This is a genomic window from Steroidobacter agaridevorans, assembly GCF_009932555.1.
Taxonomy (GTDB): Bacteria; Pseudomonadota; Gammaproteobacteria; order Steroidobacterales; family Steroidobacteraceae; genus Steroidobacter; species Steroidobacter agaridevorans.
Map to the genome: position 1 here is coordinate 232,575 of NZ_BLJO01000001.1, position 17,825 is coordinate 250,399.

The window sequence follows — 17,825 nt, forward strand, 5'->3', positions numbered from 1 at the left end:
GGCCGCAAGCGAGCCGGACGGCGGCTTGGCAGGGCGCAAAGCGTGTTTGATTTCACCCGGCCGGATCCGGGTTCGCGCGATTATTTCTTGCTGGTTACAGGCGCGACTTTCTCTACATCGAGGTGATCGCTGACTGCCGTGTGACGCGTGAGACTTTCCTGCATGTGACGACGCGCCGCGGCCCTCGCGCGCGCCGGGTCCATGCGAACGATCGCTTCGACTATCGCTTCGTGCTCCGCATGCACTTTCTCCGCATATTTTTGATACGCCCGCGCCGGCTGGTCGCGCAGAGCCAGGCTGCGCGGCGGCACCAATCGCACCCCAAGAAACTCCATCAGGCGCACGTAATAGTGGTTCTGGGTTGCGTGCGCGATCGTCATGTGAAATGCCGCATCGGCCTTTGCCGCCGCAGCCGGATCGTCGCGAAGCTCGGCAATCTTTCGCAGCGCCAGGCGCATTGCGCTCACGTCGGCCAGCGTGCGTCTCGCTGCCGCGAGTGCCGCCATTTCGGTCTCGATGGCCAGGCGCATCTCCAGCAACTTCACCACGTCCGAAAGCTCGCTCAACTCTTCGGGGGTGACCTGGAAAGCCCGGTACTGCACCGTTTCTGGCACGTACACGCCGGAGCCCCGCCTGGCGACTGCAAAGCCTTGCGCTCCCAGGCGTGCGACCGCTTCGCGAACCACGGTGCGGCTGACCTGCTCCGATTCGGCGATCTCCTTTTGCGAAGGGAAACGCGAACCTGCCGGCATTTCGCCCGAAACGATGCGCGCTTCGAGCTTCGCGAACAGCGCATCTGCCAGTGAGGGAGCTTTCGACATCGGGTTACCTTGCAGCAGATCCGCAGTTATCGTACAACTTTGGCCACCGGGTTATCATACAAGTTATCATGGCACACCAGCCGACCGGAACGAGCCGCATGCTACGTAAGCTCGATACTGCGCTATTCGCCCTGCTTTGTTGCGCGGGAATCGTCCACGCACAGACTTTGCCCGACGTAGCTCTCCCCGCTGTCGAAAAGCCGTTGGCGCCCCCGCCCACTCGCGAAGCGCTGGCCGTCGCAGTGCTGGCGGATTATCGCTATGACGATCTGCTCTGGGAAAATGACCTGACGGCGCATCGAATCTACGGTCATGCGCTCGAGGCCGCCGAGCCGCCCTCCGGTTCCGGCATCGATTCCTGGGGCAAGAACGTTGCGTGGCCGTTCGCAGATCGGCAACTGCGCACGGGCGACCAGCACGCGTACCATGGCGAAGGCCTCGATTTTTACAATGTCGGCACCAGCCGCGGCGCAGGCGGCCTGGGCATCTGGTACGACAACAAACTCTGGACGTCCCGTAACTTCATACGTCACCGAATCCTGAGCTCTGGCGGCAAGCTCGCAGACTTCGAAGTGGACTATGCGCCGTGGCCGGTGAGCGTGGATCGCAAGGTGTGGGAGACGCGCCGCTTCACCCTGCCGCTTGGCTCGCATTTCACGCGGCTGGTTTCAACCATCTCATCCGACAAGCCCGAGCCATTGACCGTCGGCATCGGCATTGGCAAACGCACCACCGGTGGCAATGGAGAACTGACGATAGATCGTTCACGAGGGCTGTTGTCCTGGTGGGGGCCGGAGGACGGCACGCATGGGCGGATGGCGGTCGCGATCCGGGTCGATCCCAGAACGATCATCGATGTCGGCCAGGATGCCGACAATCATCTGGTGTTCGTGAAGGTCACGCCGGACCAGCCGTTCGTCTACTACTCCGGATCGGCCTGGAATAAAGGCAACGGCGGCTTTCGTGAGCGCGCGGCCTGGGATCGATACGCAGCCAACGAACAACTGGATTTCACGGGGAGATGAGCCTTGACCGATTCGAACCTGAGACGACGTGATTTCATGCTGGCGCTGACCTCCGGCGCAGTTGTCACCGCCACAGCGGCCTCCGCCGCTGACAGCGCCGCTCCCCTCGTTCGACCTGCAACGGGCGCCGACGACCGCGCCTACATGATGAGCTTGCTCGAGCGCATGGCGAGTCCGGTGCTCGAGCGGATGTCGCGCGGACGTTTGCAACGAGAGTGGGCTCCCGAGTTGAGTCCGACGTGGGATGGCCGCAACGCGAAGGTGGCGTATCTGGAAGCATTCGGCCGTCTGATGGACGGCATCGCGCCCTGGCTCAGCCTGCCCGACGATGCAACCCCGGAAGGCCGATTGCGCAGCAAACTCCGGCAACAGGCGCTCGAGAGCTATGTGCACAGCGTGGATTCGAAAAGTCCGGATTACCTGCTCTGGAATGCCGAAGGTCAGCCGCTGGTCGACTCCGCCTACTTCACCAGCGCCCTATTGCGTGCGCCGGATGCATTGTGGAAGCCGCTCGACCCGAAAACCAAACAACGGATCGTCGAGCACATTCAGTCGCTGCGCCGAGTGAGCCCGCCCTACACCAATTGGCTCCTGTTCGCGGCGATGAACGAGGTGTTCCTGCTCTCTGTCGGCGCCCAATGGGATCCCATCCGAGTCGACCTGGCGATTCGCAAGTTTGCCGAATGGTATGTCGGCGACGGCTGGTACGCGGACGGCGAACGCTTCCATCTCGATTATTACAACAGCTTCGTCATCCATCCGATGCTGACGCAGATTCTCGACGTGCTGGTGGCGACGGGCGCGCCGATGCACTCATCGCTGCAAACCAAAGAGCTCCTGGCTCTGCAACTCAAGCGAATGCAGCGCCTGGCGGAACAATTGGAACGCATGATCGGGCCGAATGGCGAGATTGCTCCGCTCGGCCGCTCGCTGACGTACCGGACCGCGGTCCATCAGCCGCTCGGTCTGCTCGCGTGGCGCAAGCAATTGCCGGAGCAGTTGCCGGAAGGTCAAGCGCGTGCCGCAAGCGTCGCGGCGCAACGCCGAATGTTTGCTGATCCCAGCAACTTCGATTCGAACGGATTTCTGACCTTGGGCTTCACCCGGCACCAGCCCACGCTCGCCAACCTCTATTCCAATGGCGGCAGCATGTACATTACGTCGGAGAGTTTGATCGCTCTCGGCCTGCCCGCGAGCGACAGCTATTGGACCGCCGAGCCGGTCGCGTGGACCATGCAGCGGGCCTATTCGGGGCAGGATTTTCCAATGGACAACTATATTTCCTACTGAACCGCGGACGGAATCTCATCTGGCCCGATCGGTGTCGATCAGCCCAATTGGTCAGACGGCGAGGTGATGAGCAGGCACATGCAGCCTGTCTGACTCCAGACGCGTTGGTCCGCAGTGCCGGGCTTCGCGTAATTGAAGTCGCCGGGCAGGAGCTTTCTGTCCTCGATCCACAACTCGCCTTCCAACAGGTACAACTCCTCCACACCCCTATGTCGATGCGGAGGATAGGAAGTGTCGGGGGCGAGCCGCACGAACATCGTGACGCAATCCCGTTCCGGATCGGTCGACAGCAGCTTGCACGAAATTCCAGGCGCGACGTTGCGCCATTCGGCCTCGGGCCAGGCAGTTACACTGGCGGGCGCTGCTGCCATCGAAGGCGCGTTGCTTCGAGGACTTTGTTTGTCGATCCGCCCCAGCAGTCGCTCCCAGAGCGCCACTGGCGGCGGCAGACTCTGAGTGCGCAATGCGCTTAGCGCGTCCGTCACCGGCGCGAGCGCCTCGAACTCGCGCTGACATTCGGCGCACGCAGGCAGATGTGCCTGCATCGCTTGGGCCTCGCCACGCTCCAATGTCGAGAGTGCATAGGGCGCGACGAAGTCGGCGCGTTCGCAACGGGTCTTGGCGTCGAACGAACTCATGCCTCGTTACCTCGCGCTTGCAGCGCCTGCTGCAGCTTCGCCAGTCCCGAGCGAATCTGTTTCTTGACGGCGCCAACACTCCGGCCGGACTGCCGGGCCACCTCCTCGTAGGACAGGCCATTCAGCAAGGCGGCTTCGATGACCGAGCGTTCCGCTTCATCCAGGCGGGTCAACGCCGTGGTCACCAGGTCGGAAACATCGCGCGACAGCTCGACGGCGGACTCGGCAGCGCTCTGCATCGACGGCGCGCCGGCCGGGCGCGTTAGCGCGCGGGCCCGCGCTTGCCTCATGATCCAGCCAAGCACCGGCCCTTCGACGGCATCGAATACCGGGGCCTCGCACCAGACGTTCTGAAAGACTTCGAGAATCACCTCTTCGGTGGTACGGCGGTCGCCGGTCATCCGCATGAGAAAGGTAAACATCACCGCATACGACTTATCGAGCAATATCCGCAGAGCACTTTCATTGCCTGCCGCGATCGCGCGCACCAGCGCGAACCACTCCTTTTCGGAGACACAGGCAATCGCCGGATCGGCGTACAGCAACTCACCCAGGGTCAGCGTACTGGCACTCATGTTTTGATTGGCTGCGACGGCGCTCACCGCGAAATCCTGCCGACTCGCCTGGCACGATGCAAGCCCCGGCGCTGTCGAATTATGTCCAGGAACATGCGTCTCTCATTCAGCGCGGATCTTCGACGCCATAGCCGGCCGCGCGCAAGCCCGCGACGACGCCTTTGCCCCGCGAGACGACGTGAATCGGCAGCACCACCAGCGTCGTTTCATTGCGATTCAACGCCCGCTCGAGCGCGCTGAGCAGCTTGTTTTCCGCCTCCAGCTGCAATTGCTCGACTTGCTCCTGACCGAGGAAGGGCCAGCTATAGGCCAGCGACTGGGCGTAGGACGCATCCGCGTCCACCAATGTTTGCAACTCCGCCATGTCGCCCGTCGCCCAGGCATTGGCGCGGGCTCGCGCCTGGGTCATGTCGGTCTCGAGCCGGTCCATGGTTTCGACCAGATATCTGACGCTGTTTTCGCGCGAGCGTCGCGAGCTGTTTTTGTCCGGCGTCACCGGCCCCATCTCATATTGCAGGCCCCGAATGGGAACAGCATTGGCGCCTGCGACTGCATAGATCCGGCGCCACACATCGTCGGCGTAGCTGAGGCCGATGCCCTCGAAGGCTCGTGACCGCAACAGCAATGCTGCTGCGGTGGGCAACAGCTTCTCAGTTTCCGGATCCTCGCCGATGTACTTGTCTCGCAGCGTTCGCCACCGTGCATACACCTTGCGCGGCAGAACGTCTTTCAGCTGGCCTCGCCGCGACTGATAAGCCTTTTGATCCTTCACTCGCAAGGAAGCTGAATAGGGACCGAGCACTTCGTCCGACGCCGCGATCACCGCTTCCACCTGCTTCGATCGCCACACCATGCCCCGGGGCGTCGGCACATACGTTCCCAGAATCCATAACGTATGCGAGCCCTTCGATACTTTCCAAAGCCCCGGGCCCGGCTGCTCGCCCAGCACCAGCACTTCTTCCGGCACTCCTACGGGAGTACGTGCGTCGACCTCCGCCTCCGATGCACATGCATCGAACAGCGCCGCTTGCAGCAGCCAGGCAAACACGACCGAGCCCACGCCGGCGCTTGCGATCCGTCTCTTGGTGCGCATTCAGAATCTATCCAGCCATCCCTGCGCAGATGATAAACCACCTGTGATTCCCTCCACACTCCTGCGGCTGAGCCTCTAAGCGGCGCACTCCCGGATGTACGCTCTCATCGAGCGCGGCTCTCGCTGCAAAACCGCCGATAGCGCTATGCTGTTGCCACCGAGACCGTAGCGAGCGTAGTGGTCGTAAACCGTCGCGAGTAATTGCAATTGCTCCTCGCCGTACGGCGGTCGCGCCACAGCCACCCATTCGTCGAAGCCCAGCTCCCCCGCCTCGATCGGCACACCGAGCTCGGCCGAGATCATCGCCGCGATCTCACGACGATCGAACATTCCAGCGCTCAGATGCAGGGTTGCAAAATCCAGCCGCGACTCCGTCAAAGCGATCGCCGCCGCTTCGGCGACATCCCGATAATCGACACGCGCGATCCGCGCGTCCGCAGGAAATGGCTCGGCAAACGCGCGATTCGAGACGATCGCAGACCAGGCGAGCCCGATGTTCTGCATGAAGTTCGCCGGTTGCAGGATGGTGTACCGCAAGCGCGAGTTGTAGAGCGCGCTCTCGACCGGCACCTTGGAGGCGTGATGTTTCAATTCCATGTTGGTTGGCTGATTCACCGACGAGAACACGAATTTCTCGACGCCGGCGCGCTCGGCCGCCTTGACCAAAGCCACGCCCATCTCCGCCTCGTCGGCCGCGAACACCGGGCCGATGTGAAACACGCCGGTCACTCCCGACAACGCACGATCCAGGCTGGCGGGATCCCGCAGGTCGCCGATAGCGACCTGCTCCACACCGGCGGCGCGAGCAACCTCTGCCCTGCTCTGGTCTCTGACGAGCGCTCGAACCACTGCGCCGCGACGGCGCAACTCTGGGACGACCAGGCGCGCAAATTTTCCCGTCGCACCGATGACGAGGACGATCGGACTCTCCGACATGCATGTCTCCATTTGGTTGTGGTGGAAACCCAGAGTAGATTTCCCGCCCACCCCCAACAATCGCCCGGCGGCGTGAGGCTGCCTGTCGATTTGCGAGAGACCGATGAGCCGGATCGAAGATTTCGAAGCATTCATAGCCATCGTAGAGAACGGCAGCCTGACTGCCGCGGCCGCGAGCCTGCAGCGTTCCCTGCAATCGGTCAGCCGCTCGCTGGCCGCGCTGGAAGAGGACGTCGGCATCGAACTCCTTCAGCGCACGACGCGCGGCTCATCGGCGAGCGAAGCGGGTTTGGATTTTTATGAGCGAGTGAAACCTGCCATCGCCGGACTCAACGAAGCGAAACTTGCCGCCGCGCGCGGCATTGCCGAGCCCGCGGGTGAGTTGCGCATCACCGCGCCAGTGCTGTTTGGACCGAGCTATCTCGTGCCCATCCTCGCCGACTTCATGTCCCAGCACCCGCAAGTGCGCGTCGATCTCGATCTGTCCGATGCTTTTGTCGATCTCGCTGCCAACAAGCTCGATGTCGCAATCCGTATCGGCGATCTGCCCGATTCGAGCCTGCGAGCGCGACGCTTGGGCGCGTTGCGCCGAGTGGTGTTCGCGGCGCCGAGTTATCTCGAGCGCCATGGCATCCCACAACATCCCTCCGATCTCGCACGGCATTCCTGCGTCGTCAGGACCGTGGACTCGCGTCCCGGTCTGTGGCGCTTCAATGTCGATGGCAAGCCGCACAGCGTCGTGGTTCAAGGCGCCTTTCGATCGAACACCATGTCGGCGATCTATGCGGCCGTGACCCACGGCCTCGGGCTCGGCTATTCGCCGCTGTGGCCGATCAAAGAGCTGGTCGACACCGGCAAAGTACGCATCGTCCTCGAAGCGTTCGAACCCACGCCGGTGCCCATCCATGGACTGTGGCAAGACTCTGGATCCGTACCGGCGAAGATACGGTCGTTCATCGACTTCCTCGCCTCACGTCTGCGACTCGGCGGGCTGTAACAGAGGCATCGCTGGCAAGCGAGCAATGAGCGGCCGCAGCTCTGCCGGCGGCTTCTGCTCGATGCGGCGATACTCGCTGCCGTCCTGCGTGCGCTGAACCAGGCGCCAGCCGATCAGCGCACGCCGCAACAGTGCGTGATCGCCGAACACGTGCCAGCCCTTGATCAGCTCGCTGATCTGTTTCTCGGTGAAGGTCTTGCGGCTCGCGAGGCGCGACCACAGCACCCACAAACAAAGATCCTGAAGCGCCGGTCGCGTCGGCCAGCGCAGCAGTCGGCCGTGTTCATCGAACAGACGCGCGGCTCTTTCGACCAGCGAATAATCGACCGGCGCCGCCGCCGGTGGCGGCAGATGCAAACGTTGCTGAGCCTCCATCACGCCCTTGCAATGCTGATAGTTCCTGAAGCCGGCGGAACGGCACAGCAGGTTGAGCATTTCGACATGACTGGGCGGCCCGGCGAGCTTGCCGAGCTGCTCACGGACGGATTTGGCGAAGCCCGACAGGTCGGGAATCTGTAAGGTCAAGGCGACTCTGGACATGACTCATCCTTTTCGCGCCGTTGCTTCAGAGCGTCGATGGTCGCCGGCTTTCGACAACGGCACGGGATAAGTGCGTGTCTATGGGGAATTGGGCAGGTTTAGCTCCCCTGGACGGGGCGGCGACGCCTCGGTGAACTGCAGACCGTGGCGCCATGATAGCGGCATCGCGGCGCGAACGCGACCGTCAGTTATTGGTCGTCCCGTCGCTGTTCATGCGGTCGTGATCCTGGATCGGGCCGCGCATTCGCGACAGATAGTCGGCCACCGCCGTCGCCTCTTCGGTATCCAGGCTGTCGAGATATCTCACCAGATCCGGCTCGACGTTCAGCCGGTGCCACGAAGCGATCGTGCGCATCTGACGCACCAGGTAGGAGTAATGCTGGTCGCGCACCGAAGGAATGAAACCGTCATCGTCGCCGCGACCGTCCTCTTGATGACACGAGGCGCATTGATCCTGAAAGATGGCCTCCCCGAGTTCGAGGCCACGACCGTCACCGGTCTGCGGAAAGCTCGCGCGCGGCAGAGAATTCAGGAATCCGGACAGATCCGCCCACGCCTGCTCATCGGCCAGCTCAGGTTTGGCGACCACGACATGCATCTGACGGCTCGCGCGCTCCAATTCGCTGAAGTCCGCCAATTGCTTGACCAGATACGCACGCCGTTGACCGGCCAGCGCTGGAATCACCCGGCTCGCGCTGCCGAGCGCTCGCTGTCCGTGACACTCGGCGCAGTGATTTGCGTACAAGGCTGCGCCACGCTCGGTGTTCTGATCGAGCTGCAGAGCATTGCGGACTTTCTCATCGACGCTCTCCGGCGACGCGAAGGCAGTGCCGACCAACGCGGCCAGCAAAGCCGAAGCGGCCACAAGTCGTAGAACGGGCATGCGGGAGTCGGTGGCCACGGACGCTGCGCTCCTTCAATCGTTGCAGCCGTAAGACGAGTACAGTGTCGAGCGCTCGCGCCTCATCCACCATGCGCGAAACGCCGTAACAGTTACGTGATCCCACCGAGTGACCCGGCTCGGCGGTAAAGTAACTTGTCGTCGCGTCCCCAGCGAGGTGTGAATGAATGACACCACTGACGCCAGCCCGCACGCGCTCGAGTCGATGAGCAGCGCCGAGGCGGCACGACGGTTGAATGCGGACGGTCCGAATGAGTTGCCAGGCCAAGGTCCGCGCAGCCTGGTCGGCATCGTCCGCGAGGTGCTCACCGAGCCGATGTTTCTGCTGCTCATTGCAGCGGCCTCGGTCTACATCGTGCTGGGCGATGTTCGCGAGGCGATCATTCTCGCGGCATCCATCGTCGTGGTCGTCAGCATTACGGTTCTGCAGGAGCGTCGCACCGAGCGGGCCCTGACCAAACTTCGCGATCTATCCAGTCCACGCGCGTTGGTCATTCGCGATGGCGTCGAGCAACGCATCGCGGGCCGCGATGTCGTCGCGGGGGATCTCGTGTTGTTACGCGAAGGCGATCGCGTCCCCGCCGACGGCGTGATGCTCGAAGCCACGGCGCTCAGCGTCGACGAATCCATTCTCACGGGCGAATCGTTGCCGGTCGAGAAGACCAAGTCCGACTCCCCTGAGCATGGACACGTCTACTCCGGCAGTCTCGTAGTACAAGGCTTCGGCACCGCCCGCGTCACTGCGACCGGCGCTCGCACCGAGATTGGAAAGATCGGCGGTGTGCTCAAGACTCTGCAGCCCGAGACGACCGCACTGTTTGGCGAAGTGCATCGACTGGTGCGATGGATCGCCACCGCGGCGCTAATACTGTGTGCTGCGATCGCAGTGATCTACGCCCTCTCCCGCAGCGACTGGCTCGGCGGTGTGCTCGCGGGCATCACGGTCGCGATGAGCGTACTGCCCGAAGAGTTTCCGCTCGTGCTCACTGTGTTCCTGGCGATGGGCGCCTGGCGCATCTCGCGCGTCGGTGTGCTGACTCGCCGCATGCCGGCACTCGAGTCCATCGGTGCAGCGACGATACTTGCCGTCGACAAAACCGGCACGCTCACCGAAAACCGGATGCAAGTGGTGGCGATCGAAACCCGCACCGATCGCGCTGACATGCAGCCTGGCGCATCGCTCACCGACGCCGCTCAGCAGGTGCTGGGCATCGCCCTCGCCGCCAGCGAGCGCGCGCCTTTCGATCCGATGGAACGAGCCATCCACACGGCCGCCCAAGCCTTCGCCGCGACGGCAGTGGAGCAACTCCGAGGCATGGAACTGATCCGCGAGTACGATCTCACCCCCGAGTTGCTCGCGGTCACTCACGTCTGGCAGCCCGCAGGCGCCGATCGATCCTATATCGCCGTCAAGGGCGCGCCGGAAACGGTGATGGAGCTGTGTCGTTTGGAATCTGCTCAGCGCGCCGAGCTCATGAAGCGCGTCAATGCCAACGCGCAGCGCGGCTTGCGCATCCTCGGCGTTGCCCATGGCACGACACCTAACGCCGCTTTCCCCGACACGCCGAGAAGCTTCGAGCTGCAATTCCTGGGCTTCGTTTGTTTGGCCGATCCGCTGCGCACCGATGTGCCGCCCGCGCTCGCCGAGTGCAAGCAAGCCGGCATCCGCGTCGTGATGATTACGGGCGATCATCCCGGCACGGCGGTCGCGATCGGCACGCAGGCGGGCTTCGACGTCGACGCCGGTGTGCTGACGGGCGCCCAAGTCGCAGCCATGGACGATGAAACATTGCGACAGCGCGCTCGCAACGTGAACATTTATGCGCGCTCCAAGCCCGAGCACAAACTCCGGCTGGTGCAGGCCTTCAAAGCCGACGACAACGAAGTGGTGATGACCGGCGACGGAGTGAACGACGCGCCGGCACTGAAAGCCGCCCACGTCGGCGTCGCGATGGGCGGCCGCGGCACCGATGTCGCCCGCGAAGCCGCCTCGCTCGTGCTGGTCAACGACGATTTCAAATCGCTGGTTGCCGCCGTGCGCCTGGGCCGGCGCATCTATACGAACATCCGCCATGCGATGAGTTATATCGTCTCGGTGCACATCCCGATCGCGGGCATGGGCCTGCTGCCGGTGCTGTTCGGCTGGCCGCTGTTGTTATTTCCGGTGCACGTGCTGTTCCTGGAGTTCGTGATCGATCCGGCGTGCGCCTTCGTGTTCGAAGCCGACCCGGAATCGGACGATGTCATGCGACGCCCGCCCCGTCCTCGCAACGAGCCGCTGTTTTCCTACGACATGCTGAAGCGAAGCATCGGCCTGGGCGCCTGCGTGATGATCTGGACCGTTTGTGTGTACGGCATCGCCCTGCAGTGGCTCGACGACTCGAACGCACGGGCCCTGGCGTTCGTCAGCCTGGTGTTTGCCAATGTGGCGCTGATTTTTGTCAGCCGCTCCCGCAGCGGCGACGTGCGTACGATTGCGAGACGCCACAACAACCTCTTCTGGGTCATGGCGGCAGTCGCGTGCGTCGCGCTTGCGCTCGTCGTCTACATTCCGGCGGCGGCGGCGGTGTTTCGATTCACGCCGCCCGAGTGGGAATGGATCGTGACGGTGGCCATCGCCACCGTCGTGCTGGTGCTCGTGGCAGGCCGGTGGCTACGCTTCAGCCCGAAGCGTACGAGACCGGCCGGTGCTGAGTGAGATCGAGGAACGCCGCGTGGCCGGCGTGTCGGGAGAGCGCCTGCCGCGGCGGGAAGCGAGTCAACGCCTCGGTCACGCGTCGGGGCGTTCCGAGATCGCTCCAGCCACAAGACGGCACGGTAAGCACTCGTAGCATTTCCGGCGAGTGCTGCAAAATATCGCGCGAGAAATCCAGGCTCGGCGCGCGATCGTACAAATCGGCAAGATCAGCCTGCTGCGACCGGGACTTCGGCGCACTGACGATTTCCCGCATTTCCGCGGCAAGCTCGGGGCAGCGCTGCTCGAATGCGCGCAGCAGGGTCCGGCCCTGGGCGGCGAAGATAAATGAGTTCCACACGCCACCGCGGGCGATCAGCGCATGCGCCAGGGCGGCAGTGGGTTTCTCTACGAACTCGCGGACCGATCGCAATTCGTCCGTCTCGTCGCAGTCCGAGACGATGTAGCCGAGCTCCGGATCCGCTTCCTCGGGTGAGATGCCCAGCATCACGATCTGATCGGGTTGATCCTGGATCTGGTCCATCGCCGCTTGCAGGCTTCGGCCGAGCACCGCCTCATCGCGCACGAAGTGATCCGAGGGCAGCACCAGCAAGCTCGCGTCCGGATCGCGGTGAAGAATCTGCAATAACGGCAACAGGATGCCGATGGCTGTGCCTCGATTGTGCGGCTGACGAACCACGTTCGCGCCGGGTATGCGCAGGTCCATCGCCTGCCACCACAACCGGTGATGTTCCGACACCACGGCGCAGGTGTGCGCCGGCGTCGCCACGGTTTGCGCCCGACACAGGGCATCGTGCAGCAACGACGCTTCACCGCCGAACGAACAGAACTGTTTGGGTATCGCTATACCGGACGCCGTCGTCGTGAGCGACTGCAACCGGCTGCCCTCTCCGCCCGCAAGGATCAGGGCCCAGCGATGGCCCGTCTCCGATGAGATTTTCGTACGTTGCTGTTCGCGAGGCATGGCCCAATTTCCTCCGACCGCTGTGTGTACTGGACGGCTAGCCTCTCATTCTCATATTACAGAAACAGCTGTGACTCTCACCGCACAACTACGTAGTTAGACGGAGACAGCGGAGGTCAAAGTCCTTCTGATGATTGCTCAACCAAGTCCGGCGACGGTGTTCTTTCCGCGCCGAATAACATTTGTTATTCGATTCGCAACGGTGGCCGCCACCCGTCCCGGCTAGACTTGCCGTTGACGGCAATCGAGGCGAGCTCGCGCCGGCCGGGAATGGACCGAGTCTTACGACGGGCCGAGCTCGGAGAGGCTGACTAGCCCGCTGGCGGGATCCGCGAAGTAGAATCCATGCGGTTCCGCTTCCAGCAACGCTTTGGCGAGTTCGCGCGAGCAGAAGACATCGCCGCGAAAATAGGCCTCGCGAAACACGTGCACGTTCGCCGGCAAATCGGCTTTCAGGGCTGTTGGCGCGCCGAGGTGGATGAACTTCTGTCCCGATTCATGGATCTTCACGTGCGCCACCGATCGTCGGTAGTCATAGGCATGCAGCAGCCGCGTGACATCGAGGAACGCATATCCCTCGAGCTTCTGACCATCGGCGAACTCCCAATCGATCTCCACCGTCTCGATCACATCGGGATCGAACCGGCGAATCGTCGCTGCAAACCTGGGCGAGACGATCATCCAGCTCGCGTAGTTCCACCCGCCCGACACCTGAGCCGGTCGCGGCTGATCTTCCGTGAAACGAGGCCGCCCACCTCGAAGCGACGCGAAGCCGGCGCCATGACCGAGCCAGCCGGGTGGGTTGGGCTGATTGACCCAAACCACGTTCGAAGGTTGCACGTAGTCAAAGTCTGTGCGGATTACCACGAAGCGGCTCTCGCCTGCTTTCGCGGGATTGCTCGGCATGAGCGTCTTGCCTGCCCTCGGCAAGTTGGCCGGGCGAGGACGCAGATCCGCTAACTGCGGATCGTCGAGCAACTCCAAAGCCTCCGGCGGCAGTCTCGGGATTCTTGGCTCACTCATCTCTCGCTCTCGCCTCCCGCACTCGCCGCGGTAGCCTATTGTAGCAACCGGCGCGGCCGATGCCCTGCGCATAGCGAGATCAACCGAGTGCGATCTTTACAGGCGCCCCGGTCTTCGCGATCACTTCGTCCGCACTCACGCCGGGCGCGAGCTCGATGAGCGTCAATGCGCCGCTGCCCTTCTTGTCACAGCGAAGGACGCCGAGGTCGGAAATGATCAGATCGACGCAACGAACGCCGGTCAGCGGCAGCGTACAACGCTCGAGAATCTTCGGCTGGCCGGACTTCGACGTATGCTCCATCAATACGACGATGCGCTTGACGTTGGCCGCCAGGTCCATCGCCCCGCCCATGCCCTTGACCATCTTGCCCGGGATGGTCCAGTTCGCCAGATCGCCATTCGACGCCACTTCCATGGCGCCGAGCACCGCCAGGTCGATGTGACCGCCGCGGATCATCGCGAAACTCTCGGCGCTGGAGAAAAAGCTCGACGTGGGCAGCTGCGTGATCGTTTGCTTGCCCGCGTTGACCAGATCGGGGTCTTCGTCACCCTCGAACGGAAAGGGGCCCATGCCGAGCATGCCGTTCTCGCTCTGGAGCGTCACATCCACGCCGTCCGGAATGCAGTTCGCGACCAGCGTGGGAATACCGATGCCCAGGTTCACATAGAACCCGTCGCGCAACTCTGCCGCCGCACGTTGCGCCATCTGCTCACGAGACCAGCTCATGCGCTCACTCCTTCCGCACGCGGCCGAGTGGTTCGCTTCTCGATGCGCTTCTCGTAGTTGACGCCTTGATAGATACGATCGACGTAGATGCCCGGCGTATGAATGGCGTCGGCGTCGATCTCACCCGGCTGCACCAGGTGTTCGACTTCGGCGATGGTGACAGCCGCGGCGGTGGCCATCACGGCATTGAAATTTCGCGCAGTCTTGCGAAACACCAGATTGCCGGCGGTGTCGCCCTTCCATGCCTTGACGATGGCGAGATCGGCCCGCAGTCCGCGCTCCATCACGTACAGCTCGCCGTCGAACTCCTGCACCGGCTTGCCCTCGGCGACGACAGTGCCGACGCCAGTTCGCGTGAAGAACGCAGCGATGCCAGCACCGCCAGCACGAATGCGCTCGGCAAGCGTGCCTTGAGGATTCAGCTCCAGCTGCAGCTTGCCCGTGAGGTACAGCTGCTCGAACAGCCGGTTCTCGCCCACGTACGAGCTGATCATCTTCGCGATCTGGCCGTTGTTGAGCAGCGTCCACAGCCCAAAGCCGTCAGCGCCGCAGTTGTTCGAGATCACCGTGAGATTCTTCACCGGCGCTCGCGCCAGCGCCGCGATGGAGTTCTCTGGATTGCCGGACAGCCCGAAACCGCCCGACATGATGCTCATGCCATCGAACAACACTCCTTCGAGTGCCGCGGTGGCGTCTGAATAGACCTTTCTGCTCATACGGCAGTACTACGCGTGAGCGGGCGTTGCGTAGACAAAGTTTCAGGCTGCGACCGCGCGACGCGCTTTCAACAAGCGATCCTGGCACAGCTCCTGAGCACCGCTCATGTCGCGCTCCACGGTCTTGGTGCTGATGCCGAGCTGACGCGCAATGGCCCGATAGCTCATTTCCTCGTCCACATGCAGCGAGAACACTTGACGGTATCGCGGCGGCAACGATGAGAGCGCACTGGAGATCACTTCCAACGCGATACAGCGGTCGACGAGCTCCTCGGGCTGCTGCTCGTCGCCGACCAGATCCAGCGAGTCGTGCGGCAAATGCATTCCATGGCATCGGGTCCTGCGACGGCGCAGTTCATCGCGTGCGAGATTGGTGGCGATCTTGAAAAGAAATGCGCGCACTTCGCGCTCGCCACGCCACAGATCGCGAACACGCATCAGGCGCACGCATGTTTCCTGCACGACGTCCTCCGCGTCTTCGGCGCAGTTGAGGATGCGATTCACATATTTGAGGAGCGCCGCACGATGCATGTCGACCAGCTGCACCAGCCGCTGCGACTGGGTTCGCCCCTCGACCGCCCCGTCCACCGGTTCGAAGAATGAGTTGTTCACTTGGCTGTCCCCCGTGCGGCCGCCTGCGCGCCGTGCTCATTTTGTTGTTCTAGTTTATGATGCAATTGACCTCTGATTATTCGCGTTCCACGAATACAGCCTTGGCGCCGGAGACGGGCAATGGATAAGTTCGAATGTATTCAGGCGTTCGTGCGCGTCGCCGAAACCCACAGTTTCGTGGAGGCCGCGCGCCAGTTGAATGTGACGCCCTCGGTTATCACCAGCCGCGTGAAGAAGCTGGAGTCCTATATCCAGTCGCCGTTGTTTCATCGCTCGACCCGGGCGGTCACGCTCTCCGAAGCCGGCGCGAATTTCTTCGAGGAATGCGCCGACCTGGTCTCGCACGTCGATTCCGCGCTGGAACGAATGCGCGTCATGAAGACGACGCCGACCGGCGTGTTACGGCTTCAAGTGCTGCCGGGTTTCGCGCTCGGGCACCTGGGCTCGGCGCTCAAGGACTTCAGCAGCAAATATCCGCAGATCGAGCTCGACATCACGGTGAGCGACGTGCCGGTCAATCCGGTCGACAAGGGCTACGACGTCGCCCTGCAGGTCTTCAAACCCGCCGCCGAGACGCTGATCGAACGCTCGTTGTTTCCCGTGCAGCGCGTGTTCTGTGCATCGCCTGTTTATTTGCAGCGAGCGGGCGTGCCGCTGACTCCGCCCGATCTGCTGCGCTTTCGGCTCGGCTTGTATTCGGCCTACCCGACGCGGGATCGCTGGACGTTCAAGGGTCCGGAGGAAGTTTCATTGGTCCTGCCCGCCGCGATTCGGACCAACTCCGTGCACATGCTCAGAGACTTCGCACTCAGCGGCGGCGGCATCACTTGCCTGCCGACGCTCGTGTGCGGCGAAGATCTCCTGCGAGGCAACCTCGTGCGAGTGCTCGACGAATATCACATCCCGCCGCTCGACCTGCTTGCCATCTATCCGGCCACCCACCGGCGCGCGCTCAAGGTTCGCCTGTTCGTCGAGTTCATCACCGAACGTTTCTCGGGCGAACCCGTGTGGGACAAGGCGCTGCGCGATCAGGCCCGCGCAGCGGCCCAAGCGACGGGCAGGACTTCAAAGCGTGCCGGTGCCGGCGAACGCAATAAAGCGGCCCGCCGTGATCACGCCGACCCACAAAAGTAACGACGCCATCGATATCTTCTTCGCCAGCGGCGAGGCATCCTCGCCCGCCCCCCAGTCCTCCACCTTCGGCAGCACGCTGATCCAGAACCAGATCGCATTCAAACCGGCGAGGATGATCAGCAGCATCTTGAAGCGGAACGCCGGCACGACCCAGTAAGACATGGGATCGGACGCAACGAAGCCGATGCCGGTGATCACATTCAACGCAAAGCCGCCGAACGCCAGCGGCAGCAGCCGATGCAGCGGACCGATGGGCAGCCCTTTCGCGAGCCCCAGCACGCGCAGGTCGATCAACGCGATCGAACCGAACAGCAGCGCCATCCCGACGAAGTGCAAGCCTTCAAAAGTCGGAAACAGCCAAGGCACGTCGCGCATGACCTGCCCATACCACGACCCTTCCAACCAACGCAGCAAGTCGACAATCATGAGGCTGGCCTCTTATTCGTATGCCATATAGCGACCGAAGCCGATCGCCGAGATCCACATCAAAATCGACACGGCCGCGAAAGCCTTGGCTTTCATCGGGGCCGCGCCCTGCTCAGCGTCCAGCCTCGGCGCGTCCTTCAAGACTGAGTTCTTGATGATTACGGCGATCACGATGCCGATGACGATGCTCGCGAACTTGAAGCGGAACGCGGTGCTGTTGAAGAACTTGACGCCATCGGCGACGAACAGCGCCACCCCCGAGCTCAGATTGACCGCGAACGCGCCCCAGATCAGCGCCATCAGCCGGTTGAACGGCATGAACGGCAACATGCGAGGCACGCCGAGCACGCGCAGGTCGATGATGATCAGCAACCCCACGAGGAGCGCGAGGCCGATGGAATGCAAGGTCAGCAGAATGGGATAGCCCCACACCGACACCAGCACCCATTGCGAGAACTCGGAGTTCTGTAATGTTTCGAGAAAGCTGATCATTGCGCTCCTGACGCAGCGGCGGCTGTTGGCTGCGATACGCTGGTATCAACGGGGCTCGGTGGTTACTGCGGACAAAAAATAATCTGTTTGGCTCCTTTGCAAGGGTGCGTTTGTGATGCCTGTGGGTAGGCGTCGCGCTAAAGAGTGGCGTTTGATGCGGCGGTGGCTCGGCGTCGCGCCGAAGAGGGCGTTTGATGCGGCGGTGGCTCGGCGTCGCGCC

Annotated in this window: 19 protein-coding genes; 5 read left to right on the forward strand and 14 right to left on the reverse strand. The window is 62.7% G+C overall.

Annotated elements, in window-relative coordinates; genetic code table 11:
- Nucleotides 1-80 precede the first annotated feature (80 nt).
- On the reverse strand, nucleotides 81-821 hold the full coding sequence (locus tag GYH35_RS01045) for a FadR/GntR family transcriptional regulator (RefSeq protein ID WP_161814006.1): 741 nt from the start codon (nucleotides 819-821) through the stop codon (nucleotides 81-83).
- A gap of 98 nt (nucleotides 822-919) precedes the next feature.
- Here GYH35_RS01045 and GYH35_RS01050 point away from each other — a divergent pair, with 98 nt between their 5' ends.
- Together GYH35_RS01050 and GYH35_RS01055 are read left to right on the forward strand one after the other, a co-directional pair.
- Nucleotides 920-1,846 carry a DUF4861 family protein gene (locus GYH35_RS01050; protein ID WP_161827447.1) on the forward strand — a complete coding sequence of 309 codons (927 nt, stop codon included), beginning with the start codon at nucleotides 920-922 and terminating at the stop codon, nucleotides 1,844-1,846.
- Nucleotides 1,847-1,882: 36 nt separating this feature from the next.
- Nucleotides 1,883-3,136, forward strand: a complete 1,254-nt coding sequence (locus GYH35_RS01055) for a DUF2264 domain-containing protein (RefSeq protein ID WP_161827954.1) — start codon at nucleotides 1,883-1,885, stop codon at nucleotides 3,134-3,136.
- 38 nt (nucleotides 3,137-3,174) lie between these two features.
- Here GYH35_RS01055 and GYH35_RS01060 read toward each other — a convergent pair whose 3' ends face one another.
- The 4 genes from GYH35_RS01060 to GYH35_RS01075 form a co-directional block, all read right to left on the reverse strand.
- Nucleotides 3,175-3,774 (reverse strand): cupin domain-containing protein, encoded by a 600-nt coding sequence (locus GYH35_RS01060; protein WP_161814004.1) that lies wholly within the window; start codon nucleotides 3,772-3,774, stop codon nucleotides 3,175-3,177.
- Nucleotides 3,771-4,376 (reverse strand): RNA polymerase sigma factor, encoded by a 606-nt coding sequence (locus GYH35_RS01065; protein WP_161814003.1) that lies wholly within the window; start codon nucleotides 4,374-4,376, stop codon nucleotides 3,771-3,773. The genes GYH35_RS01060 and GYH35_RS01065 overlap by 4 nt, the downstream gene beginning before the upstream one ends.
- Before the next feature lie 79 nt (nucleotides 4,377-4,455).
- Complete coding sequence (locus tag GYH35_RS01070) at nucleotides 4,456-5,442, reverse strand: TraB/GumN family protein (RefSeq protein WP_161827448.1); 987 nt, start codon at nucleotides 5,440-5,442, stop codon at nucleotides 4,456-4,458.
- 75 nt (nucleotides 5,443-5,517) lie between these two features.
- Complete coding sequence (locus tag GYH35_RS01075; protein ID WP_161814001.1) at nucleotides 5,518-6,378, reverse strand: NmrA/HSCARG family protein; 861 nt, start codon at nucleotides 6,376-6,378, stop codon at nucleotides 5,518-5,520.
- Nucleotides 6,379-6,481: 103 nt separating this feature from the next.
- Between GYH35_RS01075 and GYH35_RS01080 the strand changes: the two genes are divergently transcribed.
- Nucleotides 6,482-7,375, forward strand: coding sequence for a LysR family transcriptional regulator (locus GYH35_RS01080; protein ID WP_161814000.1), 894 nt, complete (start codon nucleotides 6,482-6,484; stop codon nucleotides 7,373-7,375).
- On the opposite strand, the gene GYH35_RS01085 is transcribed toward GYH35_RS01080, so the two are convergent.
- A complete protein-coding gene (locus GYH35_RS01085) occupies nucleotides 7,349-7,915 on the reverse strand; it encodes a DUF2087 domain-containing protein (RefSeq protein ID WP_161813999.1) in 567 nt (188 codons plus the stop codon). The genes GYH35_RS01080 and GYH35_RS01085 overlap by 27 nt on opposite strands.
- A 184-nt stretch (nucleotides 7,916-8,099) precedes the next feature.
- The gene (locus GYH35_RS01090; RefSeq protein WP_161827449.1) at nucleotides 8,100-8,816 is read right to left on the reverse strand and encodes a c-type cytochrome; all 717 of its coding nucleotides are present in this window, start codon (nucleotides 8,814-8,816) and stop codon (nucleotides 8,100-8,102) included.
- A gap of 163 nt (nucleotides 8,817-8,979) precedes the next feature.
- Between GYH35_RS01090 and GYH35_RS01095 the strand changes: the two genes are divergently transcribed.
- Complete coding sequence (locus GYH35_RS01095; protein WP_161813997.1) at nucleotides 8,980-11,514, forward strand: cation-translocating P-type ATPase; 2,535 nt, start codon at nucleotides 8,980-8,982, stop codon at nucleotides 11,512-11,514.
- Here the strand turns inward: GYH35_RS01095 and GYH35_RS01100 are convergent.
- The 5 genes from GYH35_RS01100 to GYH35_RS01120 form a co-directional block, all read right to left on the reverse strand.
- Nucleotides 11,477-12,475, reverse strand: a complete 999-nt coding sequence (locus tag GYH35_RS01100; RefSeq protein ID WP_161813996.1) for a sugar phosphate nucleotidyltransferase — start codon at nucleotides 12,473-12,475, stop codon at nucleotides 11,477-11,479. The genes GYH35_RS01095 and GYH35_RS01100 overlap by 38 nt on opposite strands.
- Before the next feature lie 282 nt (nucleotides 12,476-12,757).
- Nucleotides 12,758-13,498 (reverse strand): imm11 family protein, encoded by a 741-nt coding sequence (locus tag GYH35_RS01105; RefSeq protein WP_161827450.1) that lies wholly within the window; start codon nucleotides 13,496-13,498, stop codon nucleotides 12,758-12,760.
- Between the two features lie 79 nt (nucleotides 13,499-13,577).
- A complete protein-coding gene (locus tag GYH35_RS01110) occupies nucleotides 13,578-14,225 on the reverse strand; it encodes a 3-oxoacid CoA-transferase subunit B (protein ID WP_161827451.1) in 648 nt (215 codons plus the stop codon).
- Nucleotides 14,222-14,941: a CoA transferase subunit A gene (locus GYH35_RS01115; RefSeq protein WP_161813993.1), complete on the reverse strand. Its 720-nt coding sequence runs from the start codon at nucleotides 14,939-14,941 to the stop codon at nucleotides 14,222-14,224. The genes GYH35_RS01110 and GYH35_RS01115 overlap by 4 nt, the downstream gene beginning before the upstream one ends.
- Before the next feature lie 42 nt (nucleotides 14,942-14,983).
- Entirely contained in the window at nucleotides 14,984-15,553 is a 570-nt protein-coding gene (locus GYH35_RS01120; RefSeq protein ID WP_161813992.1) for an RNA polymerase sigma factor, read from the reverse strand.
- A 120-nt stretch (nucleotides 15,554-15,673) separates the two neighbouring features.
- Here GYH35_RS01120 and GYH35_RS01125 point away from each other — a divergent pair, with 120 nt between their 5' ends.
- Nucleotides 15,674-16,687 (forward strand): LysR family transcriptional regulator, encoded by a 1,014-nt coding sequence (locus tag GYH35_RS01125; protein WP_161813991.1) that lies wholly within the window; start codon nucleotides 15,674-15,676, stop codon nucleotides 16,685-16,687.
- Here GYH35_RS01125 and GYH35_RS01130 read toward each other — a convergent pair.
- A complete protein-coding gene (locus GYH35_RS01130) occupies nucleotides 16,619-17,113 on the reverse strand; it encodes a hypothetical protein (RefSeq protein ID WP_161813990.1) in 495 nt (164 codons plus the stop codon). The genes GYH35_RS01125 and GYH35_RS01130 overlap by 69 nt on opposite strands.
- Before the next feature lie 12 nt (nucleotides 17,114-17,125).
- Nucleotides 17,126-17,605, reverse strand: coding sequence for a DUF6644 family protein (locus GYH35_RS01135; protein WP_161813989.1), 480 nt, complete (start codon nucleotides 17,603-17,605; stop codon nucleotides 17,126-17,128).
- Nucleotides 17,606-17,825 lie beyond the last annotated feature (220 nt).